Raw genomic sequence first — 13,295 nt, forward strand, 5'->3', positions numbered from 1 at the left:
CCGGCGCAGGCCGGGGTCCAGTTCCGCCCTCTCGACCGGGACTCAGGCCGGGAGTCACGCGCCGAATCACCCCTCGCGCGGCACCGCCACCTCCACCGCCCCCGCCGCGATCTTCACCGTCGCGGGCGTCCTCGCCAGCACTTCCCCGTCGATCGAGATGCGCTGACGCGGCTTGGTGTCGATGCGGAACGCCTTGCCGTGAAACTCCTGCGTCAGCGCATCCCTGTCGCGCAGCTTCAGGAATTTGGCATACCAGTCGCGCGCGAGCTGCGCCTTCGATCGGCCAACCACCGTCTGCACCACGATCTCGCCGGTATCGACATCGGCATGGTCGGATAGTTCGACCCCGCCATGATAGCGGCCGTTCAGGATACGCACCTCGGTCGACCACATGCGATGCTGCTTGGTCCCGTCGTCGATCGTCAGCCGGAACGGCCGGAACCCGACCGAGCATTTGAGCGCCCAGATCAGATAGCCCACCCGCCCCAGATAGCGTTTGAGCTTGTGCGGCACCGTCCGCCCGATCATCGGCGACAGCCCCATCGAGGCTGCATTGACGAAATAATCCTGCTCGATCATGCCCAGATCGACCCGCCGCCGCGTGCCGCTGGCGATCGCCTGCACCGCGCCGTCCAGGTCCAGCGGCAGCCCGAGCGTCCGCGCGAAGCTGTTGGCGGTGCCCAATGGCAGCACCCCGAACACGCAATCCTTCCCCACCAGCTCGTCCACCGTGCCGGACATCGACCCGTCGCCGCCGCCCACGATCACCATCGGCGCGCCGCTCTCCACCGCCTGCCGCACCGTGGGCGCCATCCGCTCGGGCTCCTCGACCGCATGGGCGGCGATCAGCGTCACGCCCGCCGCCTCCAGCTTGGCGCGCGCCTGCTCGAACAGATCCTGCCCCCGCCGGCTGTGCGCGTTGACGATCAGGACGGCTTGGCGGGGGAGGGGCTTCGTTTCCATGCCGCAATAACACGGCCGCGCGGATTCGGGTCCGGCCGGAAACCATCCGCGCGCGATTCGTTTGAACCGCCATGGCCCGCATCGCCCATCTGTCCGACATTCATTTCGGCGCGAACGACCCTAAGATCGTCGACGCCGCCACCGCCTGGTTGGAGGCGCGCCGTCCCGACCTCATCGTCATCAGCGGCGATTTCACCCAGCGCGCGCGGGCGGAGCAGTTCCGGCAGGCGTCGGCCTGGCTCAACCGGCTGAAGGCGGCAGGGCTCAAGACCCTGGTCGTGCCGGGCAATCACGACGTCCCGCTCTACGACCTGTTCCGCCGCTTCGTCCGGCCGCTCAATCGCTATGAACGCTATATCAGCAATGTGCTGTGTCCCTGGTATGAGGACCGCGAGGTGGCGATCCTCGGCCTCAACACCGCCCGGTCGCTGACGATCAAGGACGGCCGCATCAACCACGCGCAGATGGACCTGCTGCGCGAGCGCTTCGCCGCCGTCCCGGCGGAAAAGACCCGCATCCTCGTCACCCACCACCCCCTGTTCGCCATGCCGATCGGCAAGGGCAACGAACTGACCGAGGCGGTCGGCCAGCATGACGATGCGGTCAAGGCCGCCTGCGAAGCCGGGGTCCACCTCGCGCTCGCCGGCCATTTCCACCGCACCTATGCCGAGGCGGCGCAGAAGATGGTCGCCCATAGCGGCGGCGCGCTGGTGATCCAGGCCGGCACCGCCACCTCCACCCGCCTGCGCAACGCCGAGCCGCAAAGCTTCAACTGGCTCCACGTCCGCCGCAACAACGAGATGGAACTGCAAGTCATCGTCTGGGACGGCGCCGCCTTCCGCCGGGCGAGCCATGTGGAGTATCGCCGGAATAACGAGGAGTGGACGGCGCGCGAGGTGGTGGAGGAGGCGGTCGTCGGCGAGATCGCCCCCCGCCAGCTTTCGCGCTAGATTATCGCGCCTTTAAACTGACCCGTTCGCTTCGAGCAGGTTCGAGCGAAGTCGAGAACCGTACGTCGAGAAGGTTGTGTCAAGCGTTCTCGATATGCTTTCTCGACTTCGCTCGAAAGCTACTCGAACCGAACGGTAGTGGTTCGGATTTGACGCTCGATGCCCTAATCCTTCCCCTTGAGCGCCGCCGCCAGTGACACCGTCGCGCTCCCGCGCCGCGCCGGTTTCGCCTGGCTCGGATCGGGTTTCCAGCCGGAGAGATAGACGATCGCCATCTGCTCGCCCGTGCGCCCATCCGCGTCGGCAGCCTCGGCGAAATGCCCTGCTGCCCGCATCAGCACCTCCCGCGTCAGCGCCGGCGGCCGGTTCGCCAGCGCATTGCCCGCACCCATGCCGCGCAGGTCACGCATCAGCCGCACGATGTCGCCATAGCGGATCGTCAGCGTCTCGCCATCCGCCACGGGCATCGCAAAGCCGGCGCGGCTTAAGAGGTCACCCGCCGACCGCACATCGACCTGCGGATGGACATGCTGGCCCGGCCGATCGCCCTCCGCCGCCAGCAGCGCGGCCTTGAGCCGGGGCAGGCTCCCCGCGCCGCTGAACGCCGCCAGCAACAGCCCGTCCGGCCGCAATATCCGCCGCATCAGGATCAGCGCGCCGGGCAAATCGTTGACGCTGTCGAGCGTGCCGCAGGCAAGCACAAGATCGAAACTTGCGTCGGCGAAGGGCAGCGCGTCCTCGTCCGCCTGCACACCGCCCGCCGCTTTCGCCGCCAGAAAAGCCGGATCGACGCACGCGACCCGCTTGCCCATCGCCTCCAGCGCCGCCCTGGCGCTGCCATCGGGGCAACCGATTACCAGCGCCTCGGGCAAGTCCCGCTGCACGTCGCGCAGTCGGTCGAGCAACTCGTCCAGCATCGCCCGATAGAGAAAGTCGTGATCGGCAAAACCGGGCAGCATCCGGTCGCGCTGCGTCGCGCGGCGGGCGCGGTCGAAAATGTCGGGGCGGGTGTCCATGGCGGGCCTTGTGCAGCGGGCGGCAAGCGGGGACAAGGCAGATGATGCCTCTTGCCGCGCTCCTCAAGACCGCCATCCGCCCCGCGCTCGATTATGCGCTGCCGCCGCGCTGCCCGGGCTGCGGCGTCATCGTGGGGGAGGATTTCGCCTTCTGCCTCGCCTGCTGGAGCGGGATGGACTTTCTCGGGGAGCCGTGTTGCGCCCGCTGCGGCGTCCCCTTCGCCCATGATATGGGGGAGGGGGCGGAATGCGCCGCCTGCCTCACCGTTCCGCCGCCGTGGGACAGCGCCCGCGCGGTGCTGGCCTATGGCGATGTCGCGCGCACGGTCGCGCTGCGGCTCAAATATGGCCGGCGCATCGGCATGGCGCGCCTCATCGCGCGGCAGATGGTCCGGCATGTGGGGGCGGGGGAAGCGCTGATCGTCCCCGTTCCGCTGCACCGCTGGCGGCTCTGGCAGCGCGGCTTCAACCAGTCGGCGATGATCGCCGATCATCTCGGCGGGCTGACGGGCTGGCAGGTCGAAAAGCTGGCGCTCAAGCGGGTCAAGCGCACCGCGCCCCTGCGCGGCATGAACCCGAAACAGCGCGCAAAGATGGTCCGGGGCGCCTTCGCCCTTGCGCAGGACCATCCTTTCGCCGGCCGCCGCATCCTGCTGATCGACGACATCCACACCAGCGGCGCGACCGCAGCGGCCTGTGCCCGCGCGCTCAAGGCCGGCGGCGCGGGCGAGGTGCGGCTGCTCTGCTGGGCGCGCGTCCTGCCCGATGCGCCCGATTGACAAAGCCGCGCGTTCTCCCGATTTGCGGACAAAGGAGTTCATGATGGCGAAGGTCGAAATCTATACGAAAGCCTGGTGCGGCTATTGCGCGCGGGCAAAGGCGCTGCTGGAGCAGAAGGGCGTCGCCTTCGAGGAATATGACATCACCATGGGCGGCCCCAAGCGCGAGGAGATGCTGGGCCGCGCCAATGGCGGCTCGACCGTGCCGCAAATCTTCATCGACGACGCCCATGTCGGCGGCAGCGACGCGCTGGCGGCCCTGAACCGCGACGGCAAGCTGGACGCGATGCTCGGCCTGTGACCAGCTTTCGCGCCGCCCTGTTCCAGATGACGAGCGGGATCGACCCCGCCGCCAACGCCGCCGCGATTCTGGACAAGGTGCGCGCGGCGAAGGCGGCGGGCGCGGACATGCTCTTCACCCCCGAAATGGCCGGCTGCCTCGACCGAGACCGCAAGCGCGCCGCCGCGACATTGCGGTCGGAGGCCGACGATATCGTGCTGCGCCAGGTGCGCGAGGCGGCGGCGCGCGAAGGGCTGTGGGTCCATATCGGCTCGCTCCCCCTGAAGGACGAGCGCACGGACGGCCGCTGGGCGAACCGCAGCTTCCTGATCGACGACACCGGCGCGATCCGCGCCCGCTACGACAAGATCCACCTGTTCGACGTCGATCTCGCTACGGGGGAAAGCTGGCGCGAATCCTCGGTCTATGGCCCTGGCGAGCAGGTCGTGGCGGCCGACACGCCCTGGGGCCGGATGGGCTTTTCCATCTGCTACGACATGCGGTTCCCCGATCTCTACCGCGCGCTCACCAATGAAGGCGCGACCATATTGCTCGCGCCCGCCGCCTTCACCGTGCCGACGGGGCAGGCGCACTGGCACGTCCTGCTGCGCGCCCGCGCGATCGAGGCGGGCTGCTTCGTCATCGCGACCGCGCAGGTCGGCACGCATGAAGACGGACGCACCACTTACGGCCACAGCCTGGTGGTCGATCCCTGGGGCGAATTGCTGCTCGACATGGGGGAGGAGGCGGGCCTCGGCTTCGCCGATCTCGACCTTGCCCGCGTCGGCGACGTGCGCGGCCGCGTCCCCGCCATCGCCAACCGCCGCCCGATCCCGCAACAGGTGACGCTGGCATGATCGTCTTCGACCTCAAATGCGCCGCCCACGGCCATGTGTTCGAAGCGTGGTTCGGCTCCTCCGCCGACTATGAGGATCAGCAGGCGCGCGGCCTCGTCACCTGCCCCTATTGCGGCGACGCGCAGGTCGGGAAAGCGGTCATGGCCCCCGCCGTCGTTGCCAAGGGCAACAGCCGCCCCGAACCCGCGCCCGCCGCGAGCACGCCAGTGGCGACGACTCCTGACCCCGCGAAGATGCGCGCCCTGGTCGAAGCATTGGCGCAGGCGCAGCAGAAAGCGCTCGAAGGCTCCACCTGGGTCGGCCGCGATTTCGCCGCCCAGGCCCGCGCCATGCACTATGGCGAACAGGACCGCGCCAGCATCCATGGCGAAGTCGCCCCGGCCGAAGCCAAGGCGCTTATCAGCGAGGGCGTCGAAGTCGCCCCGCTGCCCTTCCCGGTCGTCCCCCCGCACGCGAAGAATTGACCCCGCGCCCGCCCCGCAATAGAGCGCTTGCCGGAGTGCGCCCATAGCTCAGCAGGATAGAGCGTCGGATTCCTAATCCGAAGGCCACAGGTTCGAATCCTGTTGGGCGCACCATCTCCTCCCTTCCCCCCGACAAGTCGGATAAAAGCGTGAAGGGAGAAGATGTTAGGGCGGTTCTAAAACCGCTTTCGCGCAGATATTGCAGCCGCTCGGCAAAAGCCAGTTTCAGCACGAGTCTTTTGTGGCTGAAATCGCCGGAAACCCATATTTTATGCGGGTTTGCGAGGAAGGTCATGGCGGTTCTAAATGATTGCTCGAAATCCTTGGGCGTTCGGCCTGTTCGAGCGATGCGTTCCTTCAATTCGGCCTTTCGCGCCTCAAGCCCCTGAATGCGGTTCTCATAGGCTTTGATCAGCGTCGGGCTTTCCGCGTCCATGGCGCGGTCGATAAGCTGGGCGACATTGCCCTCGATCTGGCGAACTTGGGATTCCCATTCCTTCTTGCGGTTCTTGATGCCCTCGGCGCGAGTCTGCCAGAGCTTGCTGAACACGCCATAGGCCAGCACGAACATGTCATGCGATGGGCGCATATCCTTGAGGATGGTTTCGAACTGTCCTTCGATCTTCTCGCGGGAAACGGCCTTGCCGTAGTCGGAGCATTCCTTGTTCGGGCAGTGATAATAGGCGTAGCGTTTGGCGCGGCCCTTCGCCCAATAGCTGGTCAGGCGGGTATCGCAGCATCCGCAAATGACGAAGCCGCGTAGCGCAAAATCCTCGCCGACATTCTTGCGCGCCGGAACCTTGGCGTTGCTGGTGAGGCGCTCTCGAATTTTCTGGAAGGTCTCGAAACTGATCAGCCCTTGGTGCTGAGCGGGACGCAGCGAGACGTTCCATTTCTGCACTTCGATATGGCCTGCATAGAGAACTTGGTTGAGCATCTCATAGACGCGCTGGCCATGAACACGGCCCTTGTAGTCGCGGGGAAATTCCGGCTGGTCTTCGAGGAAACGCTGGACCTCGGCCTGCGTCTGGAAGCGCCCGGTGGCATAGCCCTGCAACGCCTCGCGGACGATGGAAGCCAATGGCTCCTTCGGCACGAGTATCTTGTTCTTGCCCCGGCCATCGACGATCTCGGCGAACTGATAGCCAACAGGCGGCTGGAACACCCAATAGCCATCGAGGCACCGCGCGCGCATCCGGTTGAGCGTCTGCTCGGCATTCTTCTCGCGCTGATGCTGGTAGGAGCTTGCAAGGACATTCTCGACGAAACGGCCATCGCTGTCCTCGCGGAACTGGTGCGACGGGGAAACCATGATCGCCCCCGCGCGCTTCACCGCTTCGCGCAGTTGCTGGTGGGCGACCACATCGCGCGCAAGGCGCGACAGGTCGTCGATGATCACATAATAGGTCTGCTTCTGGCGGCGCAGGAAGGCGAGCATTTCCTTCATCGCCGGTCGGGTCGAGTGCGCGCCGGTGAAATCGTCCTGAAAGACGCGGATCACATCGTAGCCGTTGCGGCCTGCATATTCGCGGCAGATGGTTTCCTGACTTTCAAGGCCATGGCCATCGGTCTTTTGTTTGGGGTCGGACACACGGCAGTATATCACCGCCTTCTGCCCGCTGGTTGCGTTGCTCATGTCTCCTTCTTTCCTGCCATCTCGTCGGTGGCGGCAGCGTTGAAATCCAGTTGCGCGATTTGGCCCCATTCTAAAGCAATCAGGTCCGTATCGGAATCGAGATCGACATCGATCCCCAGGACGTTCCCTTCAAGGCCGTTGATGACGAATGGATCAATCGCCTGCTCGAATGCCTCAAGCTGGGCGCGGCCATCGGCTTCCGCGATGCCACGCGCTTCGAACCAAGGTCGAAAATCCTCATAGGATAGCAGCATGACGCGGAACCTCACCCGCGCGGAGCCAAGCCCGCACGGCATAAAATGTTGATCTGTTTGGAAGATTAGCCGCTTATCCTGCCCGCTCAGGGGGGATAGGCACGAAAAAGCCCGCTCGGTGGCGGGCTGCATCAAGGTGCTATTGCGGCTATGTGGCGCGATTAGAACATAAATGGAACAAAAAGTCGAGACATTTCATGCGCGCTGCATTATATGAACGTTCAATGGTAATGGTGCTGGATGCTTACGGTATATCTCGACACATCGGACTATTCCCGTTTCGGCGACGTTTTGCGGGGAAAGGGCGATCCTCAAACTGAGGTGCTTTTCAATAAGCTTTTGACGCTCAAGGAGCAGGGATTTGCCAGATTTGGCTATTCCATGCCGCTTTTGGGCGAGTTACTTCAGTATGATGAAACTCATGCAGAGACCACAATCCATAAAGCTGAAGCGGTCGAAAAGCTTTGTGGCAAAAATGCATTCATTTGGCCGGGGCGATTGATTGCATGGGAACTAGCTATTGCCGCCGCAGCGAATGGTTTACTGGATGAGCCATATCTCAAATCGGCCTTTAGCGAAAATGCTTATTGGTTTCCTAACGTTGAAGATGCGTTAGATGATCTCAAAGGCGGATTTCAGCGAACACTGGATGAAGCACTTGCGGAGATAACGCCGGTAAATCGAAAGCAGCGGCGAACGATTGAAGCCAATGTTCGTCGATTAAACGTGAGCACAATGGTCAATGCGTCCGCACCTGAACTGGCCGATAAATATGGCTTGAGAGTATCGGACGTGCAGCGTTCTCTTGTTGCGGTGTTGGAGGATAAAATTTCTCCAGCCGAAGGCGCAACGAGACTGTTCTCGGCCATGGCTAAGCCTACGACGTTTATTCGGACATATTTTGTCGGATATGAAGGTGAAAAGGATTTTCCTTCATGGATTTCTGACATGGGGAGAAAGCTGCAAGCCAGTATGCTCGAAGGTCGCGAAAAGCTCAGCCGAATAGACACGTCCGTGCTCTCATCTGATTTCATGAGGACCGCTTTGGAGCAGATGGCTCCTGATTTTGGCGGGCAGATGCTGCGCCTAGCGCAAACTGAGGCATCGGAATTTCGATTGGATGATCCGTTGATTGATCTTTTTGCGTCTCGGCGAGATTTGGCTGAACAAGTGCCGTGCTGGAGAAATTTCACGAGATACGTTCCAATCTTCATGCAATCCAATCTCGGTCTTCGCGGGGACGGATATAAGCCAGAGCGCAGCGCGGGCGGCGACATCATGCACTCATTTTATCTGCCGTATTGCGATCTATGGCGAGGTGATCGCCGGTTTGCACATATTTTGAAGGAAGCTTTACCGGAGCAATCCGGCAAGATTGTTGGCCGATTGTCCGAGTTGCCAGATCTGATTGAGAAAGCCGCCTATGCATCGACATAGCTTATGCGCGCATCGCAGTATTGCGGGAAATGCGCCAGTTCCGGCGGCACGTCAGCCGTTATCACGCGATGCCATGACCCGCCGAACATGCCCGGCAGTTTCACGCGGTCGAGCGGTGGGTGATAGGGATTGGGCAGCCACAGGCCGTTGAGGCTCTTGGTCGTGTAGTATGGATATTTGTTGGCGAGGATCGGCGGCACGTCGAGGCCGGAAATGAAGCTGATCATCTGGTCGTCGGACATACCGAGTATCTCGTCGGCGGTCATAAGCGCCCGTTGCATCTTGGTGCGTGATATCGCCGCCTCGCGATAATGCCTGTAATCATAGGCCGCCTGCCGTGGGTCGTCGCCCTGAAAGAAGCGGCGCTTCGCGTCGCACTGCATCCGCACCGCGTTCTGCTGCTGGAGCTTGTCGTCATATTCCAGCGTCTCATTACCCAGCATGTGCGAGATAAGCTGCGCGGTCGGATAATCGCGAACGCCGAAAAAGCAGCGCCATTGCGCCGAACCGATGAATCCCGTGATAGCCTCGCGTCCGAAATTGCGGGCGATCTGGTCGATGTCCTGAAACACCGCGATTGTACGCACACCTTCTCCGCGCCCTATGGTGAAGGCGCTTAGCAATTCCTCGAAGCGACCCAATTGCCCGGCCTCGTCGATCAGCATCGTGAGGCGGCGGGCCTGCGGCGCGCGCGCCTTGTAGAGCATGGCGACGGTGAACATCAGCCGCAGCACGGGTGCCCATTGCGGAATGTTCCGGCGCGGCACCATCAGGAACAGACTGGTGAGTTGTTCCGATGTGAGATCGCGTAATGAGAAGTCGGGATTTTCCAACGACGCGCAAAGCGTCGGATCGTTCAGGAACGACAAGTGCGCTTTGATGGTCGAGTATATCAGCCCGAACTCGTGGGATGTGGAATGGCGTTGCGCGGTCCAGATATCGACACCGGCGGCGGCCACATCGGCAAAGCGTGACTTCTCCATTGCGTCGAGCTGCTCGGCCCACACCTTTGCATCTGAACGGATCGCCTGAACCATGCGCCAGAGCATCGGCAGCGTAACATGGTCATTCTGCTCGACGAGCGATTTCAGCAACGCGGTAATCCATTCGCGCGCCTTCTTCTCGAAATGATGTCCATTGTTGCCGCCAGTGCCGACAAGCGGGATCATGCAGTTGGCGAGATCGGCGCAATCGCCGTGGAAATCGGGGCTAGAAAGCGTCAGCACGTCGAGGGGGTTGGTGGCGTGGCTGACCATGCCATGCAGATGTGTCGGGTTCCAAAGATAGACGAACGCCTTCCAGCGGATGAAGCTGGCGATGGTGACGGCGGCCAGTTCGCCCTTGGGATCGCAAACCAGCAGAGGATGATTGCCCCCGCGAATAATGGTCTCGATGAGCCAGTCTCGACCTTTCCCCGCGCCGGAACCGGCAATGACGATGCCAGGGCTATCGGATTTGAGCGCAAGCTGACGGTTGCCCTTGTAACCGACCAACAGGCCATCCTTGTCGAACAGCCCGCCGCGTTCAATCTCGGCATCGTTCGCCCAGCGCGCTACGCCATGGCGCAAGTCCTCGCGGGAAGGGTCGATCATCGTTGTTGCTTTCATCGGAAGGAAAAGAAAAGGGCGGGAGTTTCCTCCCGCCCATGGCCGCGCCTCTTGCGCTGGCTAGCCGTGATGGCAGCTACCGATCAGGAACAGGACCAGCAGCGCCAATCCAATCCAACCCCACGGATCGGGTTCCTTTTTGATCTTGTAGATGCGGCCTACTTCCTCGGCGGTGTATTTGCTCATGACGGTTCTCCGGTCCTCAATGATGCCGCTTGGAACAGCGGAATGAGCATCGGATAATTCAGCTTGGCCGCTACCTTGGGGGGATAGGGCTATCTCCGATCTTGTTTCGAGCGGCGGGACGGTTCGCGCCTGCTGGGCGATGGCGCGCAGCTCGTCGGCAAGTTGGTCGACCTCATCGGGCGTAAGATCAATGTCGGCATACCAGTCCAGTGCTTCGATTATGGTGACATGTTGTCCGCTCACATACACGTCGATGACGCGGCGATCGGTAAGGCGTTCGAGAATGGTGGTCATGGCAATCTCCTGCTCGGGTGGATCGCAGCAGATTATTTCCTTCGAACGCTTCGCTTGGGGGATAGCTTTGGTGGCTCTCGCTATTGCTGCGCGCGCGGCGGCGATATATCTCGGATACAGACCAGCCACGAGGCGTTCCTGAAGGTCGTGGACGAAGAAGGAATGGAAACATTTCTCGATGAGCGGAAGGTCATTCCGTTTTCGCGCGTCTAGTGATGTCGGGCAGGGCTTGCCGCTCTGAAGTGCCAGATTCGTCCATTTCAGTTCGTAGATGCTCACTTATGGACTGAAATGGAAGGTTTTGTGGACGGTATTTTTTGGCCATAACTATTTGTAAAACATCATATATTTTTGATTTTTAGGCGACTATTTCCAGAAACTGTATCTAGATGTATAAGGATGGCTTCGGCAAAAATTTTGGAACACTCGAGTTGAAGGAGTTCCAAATGAGCGAGGTTATTGAGTTGATTGAGCGGGCTGCGAATTTCCCGATTGAATATGTTTTCGCACTGGTCTCACTCGCGGCGATCGGTCTGGCGGCATTCGCGATCCACGCGGTGCATTCGATCGCGAAGCGGAAGGGCGATTGATGGCGAAGTTGCTTCCGTGGGTGATGATGCCCAGTCAGTGGGTTGATCAGGGGAAACTGACTCAATTGCGCTGGGGAAAAGAAAACGGGGCCGACTATGTCGCCGCGTTGATGGCATTCGCGCCGATCCTGCACAGCATGGACCGCGAATCCGGTATTTCACACATCACATATGATCGGTTGCAACTCGCCACATCGTTGAGCCGCACGAAAATTTCGGATGGCCTGTGCGCATTGGAGAAAATGGGTCTGATCGAACGCGAGGTTGCCGGACGCAGCACATTTCAGGTCTGCAATTTCAATCCTTCATTTGGGTGGGCGAAATTTCCCGCGCGTCAGCTATACCGCGATGGCAGGATCAGCTTCTTCGAAGAGCTGCATCTGCGGAAGCGCAGCGAACTGGATGCGCTCAAGCTGTGGTATCTGTTTATCGCCCGCCGTGACAACGAAGTAAACCTGGCAAAGGTGACCTATGACCAGATTACCGAGATGACCGGCATAGCGCGCGACCGCATCAAGACCGGCGCATCGCTTCTGGCCGCGAACGGCATGATTCATGTCGAGCATCTGCCCAGCAGGCATAGCGAATATGGCGTGGCCAACGCCTACCGCATTCCGCAGATCGACAGCGCCCATCACATGGGTAATGTCGGGCGCGGACTGACGGAGTATGATGGTTTCGGCGGGCTGTGACGCTCGGTCGCGAATAACGCGCGCCTGCTGCATGGTTCGGGTGCAGGGTGGAGAGGCAAATCTCCAAGCGCCTGCCACGCATCAAATCCGCGCAGGGTTTGTCGATGGGGTTGGGGGAGAAGCGAAGTCTACCCAGTGGCACTGATCCGGCCCTGTCCATAAGGCTGCCTCGGCACCGCTTGGACAGGGAGCGGGAAGCGCCAAAGGCCGGGAGGGATGCAACGGGAGGCGCGCAGCGGGCCTCCCTTGCCAAGATGCATGGTACTACCATGCACATATTGCCATCGGTCTAACGGACCACATCTTGCCATCGGTCTAACGGACCACATCTTGCTGTCCAGCCTACCATGCACATTTCGGGAAAATTTGCGTCATATCTGCTATGGAATAATGCTTCCAAGGAGCGTGCGGACCATCCTTAAGATGGATATTTTCGGCATGATGCCAAACTCCGAGAGAGCGCGAAAAATTATAACGCAGGAAATAAATATAAACATATTCCATATTAAATGATAGTTCTCGTGTATAAATATGTTGAACCTCATCCCGATGAAAAATAAAATTAGTAGAAATGATCCATAAAATCCCATCCACAAATAGCCAAAGATGGTTGGCGCAAAAAGCCAAATAAAAGCCACAAACCATGTGGGAAGATCAATCAATTTATTATTATGGTTGTTTTCACGGGGAGAATTGTCATTTACCACCTGTGCTTTATTTTTTAAATCTAGGCGTTTTGTTTCTATTTCTTTGGATATGGATTCGCCCATCAGGTCGGTCTCGCCTTGTGCAAAAGGTCCAACTTCCATGGTCAGGTTGTTAGGCAACTGATCATTCCCACGAGAGGCTGAGACCTTGTTTGGAGGACCTGACGGAATGAACTCTGGTATCACGGTCGGCCGCAAAACACCTCGCGCCATCTTTGCGCGATCGCCGGGGCGACCAACATACTGGCGAAAGCGGACATTGAACTTGGCTGTAAGGCCAACCGATGCATAAAATGCGATTGCCTCATCTCGATGATAGTAGCACAGCCAAGCTAAGAAAGGCGCAATCGGCCAGTCTATGCGCCCAGCAGTCACAAATTTCAGCATGTCGGTTAGCTGCTCATTCCCCCGCTTTGCATTGCCGTATGGCAGCTTCTGAAAATCCTCCATAAATTCTCTGATTTCTGGATAAGCCGCCCGCCGTCGCCGGCCCCGCCCCGCCAGTTTTCCTACTAGTTGCGCAAGCGCCTTATACCAACGCGCATTGATCAGAACTCATGTGCCCACTGTCGCAGTCCGAGCG

At 60.5% G+C, this 13,295-nt stretch carries 14 protein-coding genes, 1 tRNA gene and 1 pseudogene; 10 read left to right on the top strand and 6 right to left on the bottom strand.

Going from position 1 to position 13,295, the window contains the following annotated elements:
- Positions 1–66: 66 nt before the first annotated feature.
- Positions 67–963 carry a diacylglycerol/lipid kinase family protein gene (locus tag V2B31_RS08305; RefSeq protein WP_328277317.1) on the bottom strand — a complete coding sequence of 299 codons (897 nt, stop codon included), beginning with the start codon at positions 961–963 and terminating at the stop codon, positions 67–69.
- 71 nt (positions 964–1,034) lie between these two features.
- Here V2B31_RS08305 and V2B31_RS08310 point away from each other — a divergent pair, with 71 nt between their 5' ends.
- Entirely contained in the window at positions 1,035–1,913 is an 879-nt protein-coding gene (locus V2B31_RS08310; RefSeq protein ID WP_328277319.1) for a metallophosphoesterase family protein, read from the top strand.
- 164 nt (positions 1,914–2,077) lie between these two features.
- On the opposite strand, the gene V2B31_RS08315 is transcribed toward V2B31_RS08310, so the two are convergent.
- Positions 2,078–2,929 (bottom strand): class I SAM-dependent methyltransferase, encoded by an 852-nt coding sequence (locus tag V2B31_RS08315; RefSeq protein ID WP_328277320.1) that lies wholly within the window; start codon positions 2,927–2,929, stop codon positions 2,078–2,080.
- A 41-nt stretch (positions 2,930–2,970) separates the two neighbouring features.
- Here V2B31_RS08315 and V2B31_RS08320 point away from each other — a divergent pair, with 41 nt between their 5' ends.
- The 6 genes from V2B31_RS08320 to V2B31_RS08345 all read left to right on the top strand — a co-directional run bounded on the left by V2B31_RS08320 (position 2,971) and on the right by V2B31_RS08345 (position 6,072).
- The gene (locus V2B31_RS08320; RefSeq protein ID WP_328277322.1) at positions 2,971–3,708 is read left to right on the top strand and encodes a ComF family protein; all 738 of its coding nucleotides are present in this window, start codon (positions 2,971–2,973) and stop codon (positions 3,706–3,708) included.
- A gap of 43 nt (positions 3,709–3,751) precedes the next feature.
- Positions 3,752–4,009: a glutaredoxin 3 gene (gene grxC / locus V2B31_RS08325; protein WP_328277355.1), complete on the top strand. Its 258-nt coding sequence runs from the start codon at positions 3,752–3,754 to the stop codon at positions 4,007–4,009.
- The gene (locus V2B31_RS08330; RefSeq protein ID WP_328277324.1) at positions 4,006–4,845 is read left to right on the top strand and encodes a carbon-nitrogen hydrolase family protein; all 840 of its coding nucleotides are present in this window, start codon (positions 4,006–4,008) and stop codon (positions 4,843–4,845) included. Before grxC ends, V2B31_RS08330 begins: the two co-directional genes overlap by 4 nt.
- Positions 4,842–5,309: a DUF1178 family protein gene (locus V2B31_RS08335; protein ID WP_328277326.1), complete on the top strand. Its 468-nt coding sequence runs from the start codon at positions 4,842–4,844 to the stop codon at positions 5,307–5,309. Before V2B31_RS08330 ends, V2B31_RS08335 begins: the two co-directional genes overlap by 4 nt.
- Before the next feature lie 37 nt (positions 5,310–5,346).
- Positions 5,347–5,423 (top strand) — tRNA-Arg (locus V2B31_RS08340).
- A gap of 196 nt (positions 5,424–5,619) precedes the next feature.
- Positions 5,620–6,072, top strand: coding sequence for a hypothetical protein (locus V2B31_RS08345; protein ID WP_328277327.1), 453 nt, complete (start codon positions 5,620–5,622; stop codon positions 6,070–6,072).
- Here V2B31_RS08345 and V2B31_RS20035 read toward each other — a convergent pair.
- Positions 5,977–7,014: pseudogene (locus tag V2B31_RS20035) on the bottom strand (recombinase family protein); the annotation flags it as partial. The gene V2B31_RS08345 and the pseudogene V2B31_RS20035 overlap by 96 nt on opposite strands.
- Before the next feature lie 425 nt (positions 7,015–7,439).
- Here V2B31_RS20035 and V2B31_RS08355 point away from each other — a divergent pair.
- On the top strand, positions 7,440–8,636 hold the full coding sequence (locus V2B31_RS08355) for a hypothetical protein (protein ID WP_328277331.1): 1,197 nt from the start codon (positions 7,440–7,442) through the stop codon (positions 8,634–8,636).
- Here V2B31_RS08355 and V2B31_RS08360 read toward each other — a convergent pair.
- Both V2B31_RS08360 and V2B31_RS08365 read right to left on the bottom strand, forming a co-directional pair.
- Positions 8,621–10,228: a type IV secretory system conjugative DNA transfer family protein gene (locus V2B31_RS08360; protein WP_328277335.1), complete on the bottom strand. Its 1,608-nt coding sequence runs from the start codon at positions 10,226–10,228 to the stop codon at positions 8,621–8,623. The two genes, V2B31_RS08355 and V2B31_RS08360, sit on opposite strands and share 16 nt — an antisense overlap.
- 75 nt (positions 10,229–10,303) lie before the next feature.
- On the bottom strand, positions 10,304–11,002 hold the full coding sequence (locus V2B31_RS08365; protein ID WP_328277338.1) for a hypothetical protein: 699 nt from the start codon (positions 11,000–11,002) through the stop codon (positions 10,304–10,306).
- 167 nt (positions 11,003–11,169) lie between these two features.
- On the opposite strand from V2B31_RS08365, the gene V2B31_RS08370 reads away from it, so the two are divergent.
- Both V2B31_RS08370 and V2B31_RS08375 read left to right on the top strand, forming a co-directional pair.
- On the top strand, positions 11,170–11,313 hold the full coding sequence (locus V2B31_RS08370; RefSeq protein ID WP_328277340.1) for a hypothetical protein: 144 nt from the start codon (positions 11,170–11,172) through the stop codon (positions 11,311–11,313).
- Positions 11,313–12,005: a hypothetical protein gene (locus V2B31_RS08375; protein WP_328277344.1), complete on the top strand. Its 693-nt coding sequence runs from the start codon at positions 11,313–11,315 to the stop codon at positions 12,003–12,005. The genes V2B31_RS08370 and V2B31_RS08375 overlap by 1 nt, the downstream gene beginning before the upstream one ends.
- A gap of 380 nt (positions 12,006–12,385) precedes the next feature.
- Here the strand turns inward: V2B31_RS08375 and V2B31_RS08380 are convergent, their stop codons facing one another.
- The gene (locus tag V2B31_RS08380) at positions 12,386–13,162 is read right to left on the bottom strand and encodes a hypothetical protein (protein ID WP_328277347.1); all 777 of its coding nucleotides are present in this window, start codon (positions 13,160–13,162) and stop codon (positions 12,386–12,388) included.
- Positions 13,163–13,295: the final 133 nt, after the last annotated feature.

It is taken from the genome of Sphingobium sp. (assembly GCF_036170395.1).
Taxonomy (GTDB): domain Bacteria; phylum Pseudomonadota; class Alphaproteobacteria; order Sphingomonadales; family Sphingomonadaceae; genus Sphingobium.

Coding starts and splice junctions, on each gene's coding strand:
- V2B31_RS08380 (WP_328277347.1), bottom strand. CDS start 13,162: ATGGAGGATTTTCAGAAGCTGCCATACGGCAATGCAAAGCGGGGGAAT.
- V2B31_RS08315 (WP_328277320.1), bottom strand. CDS start 2,929: ATGGACACCCGCCCCGACATTTTCGACCGCGCCCGCCGCGCGACGCAG.
- V2B31_RS08360 (WP_328277335.1), bottom strand. CDS start 10,228: ATGATCGACCCTTCCCGCGAGGACTTGCGCCATGGCGTAGCGCGCTGG.
- V2B31_RS08355 (WP_328277331.1), top strand. CDS start 7,440: ATGCTTACGGTATATCTCGACACATCGGACTATTCCCGTTTCGGCGAC.
- V2B31_RS08310 (WP_328277319.1), top strand. CDS start 1,035: ATGGCCCGCATCGCCCATCTGTCCGACATTCATTTCGGCGCGAACGAC.
- V2B31_RS08305 (WP_328277317.1), bottom strand. CDS start 963: ATGGAAACGAAGCCCCTCCCCCGCCAAGCCGTCCTGATCGTCAACGCG.
- V2B31_RS08335 (WP_328277326.1), top strand. CDS start 4,842: ATGATCGTCTTCGACCTCAAATGCGCCGCCCACGGCCATGTGTTCGAA.
- grxC (WP_328277355.1), top strand. CDS start 3,752: ATGGCGAAGGTCGAAATCTATACGAAAGCCTGGTGCGGCTATTGCGCG.
- V2B31_RS08370 (WP_328277340.1), top strand. CDS start 11,170: ATGAGCGAGGTTATTGAGTTGATTGAGCGGGCTGCGAATTTCCCGATT.
- V2B31_RS08375 (WP_328277344.1), top strand. CDS start 11,313: ATGGCGAAGTTGCTTCCGTGGGTGATGATGCCCAGTCAGTGGGTTGAT.
- V2B31_RS08320 (WP_328277322.1), top strand. CDS start 2,971: ATGATGCCTCTTGCCGCGCTCCTCAAGACCGCCATCCGCCCCGCGCTC.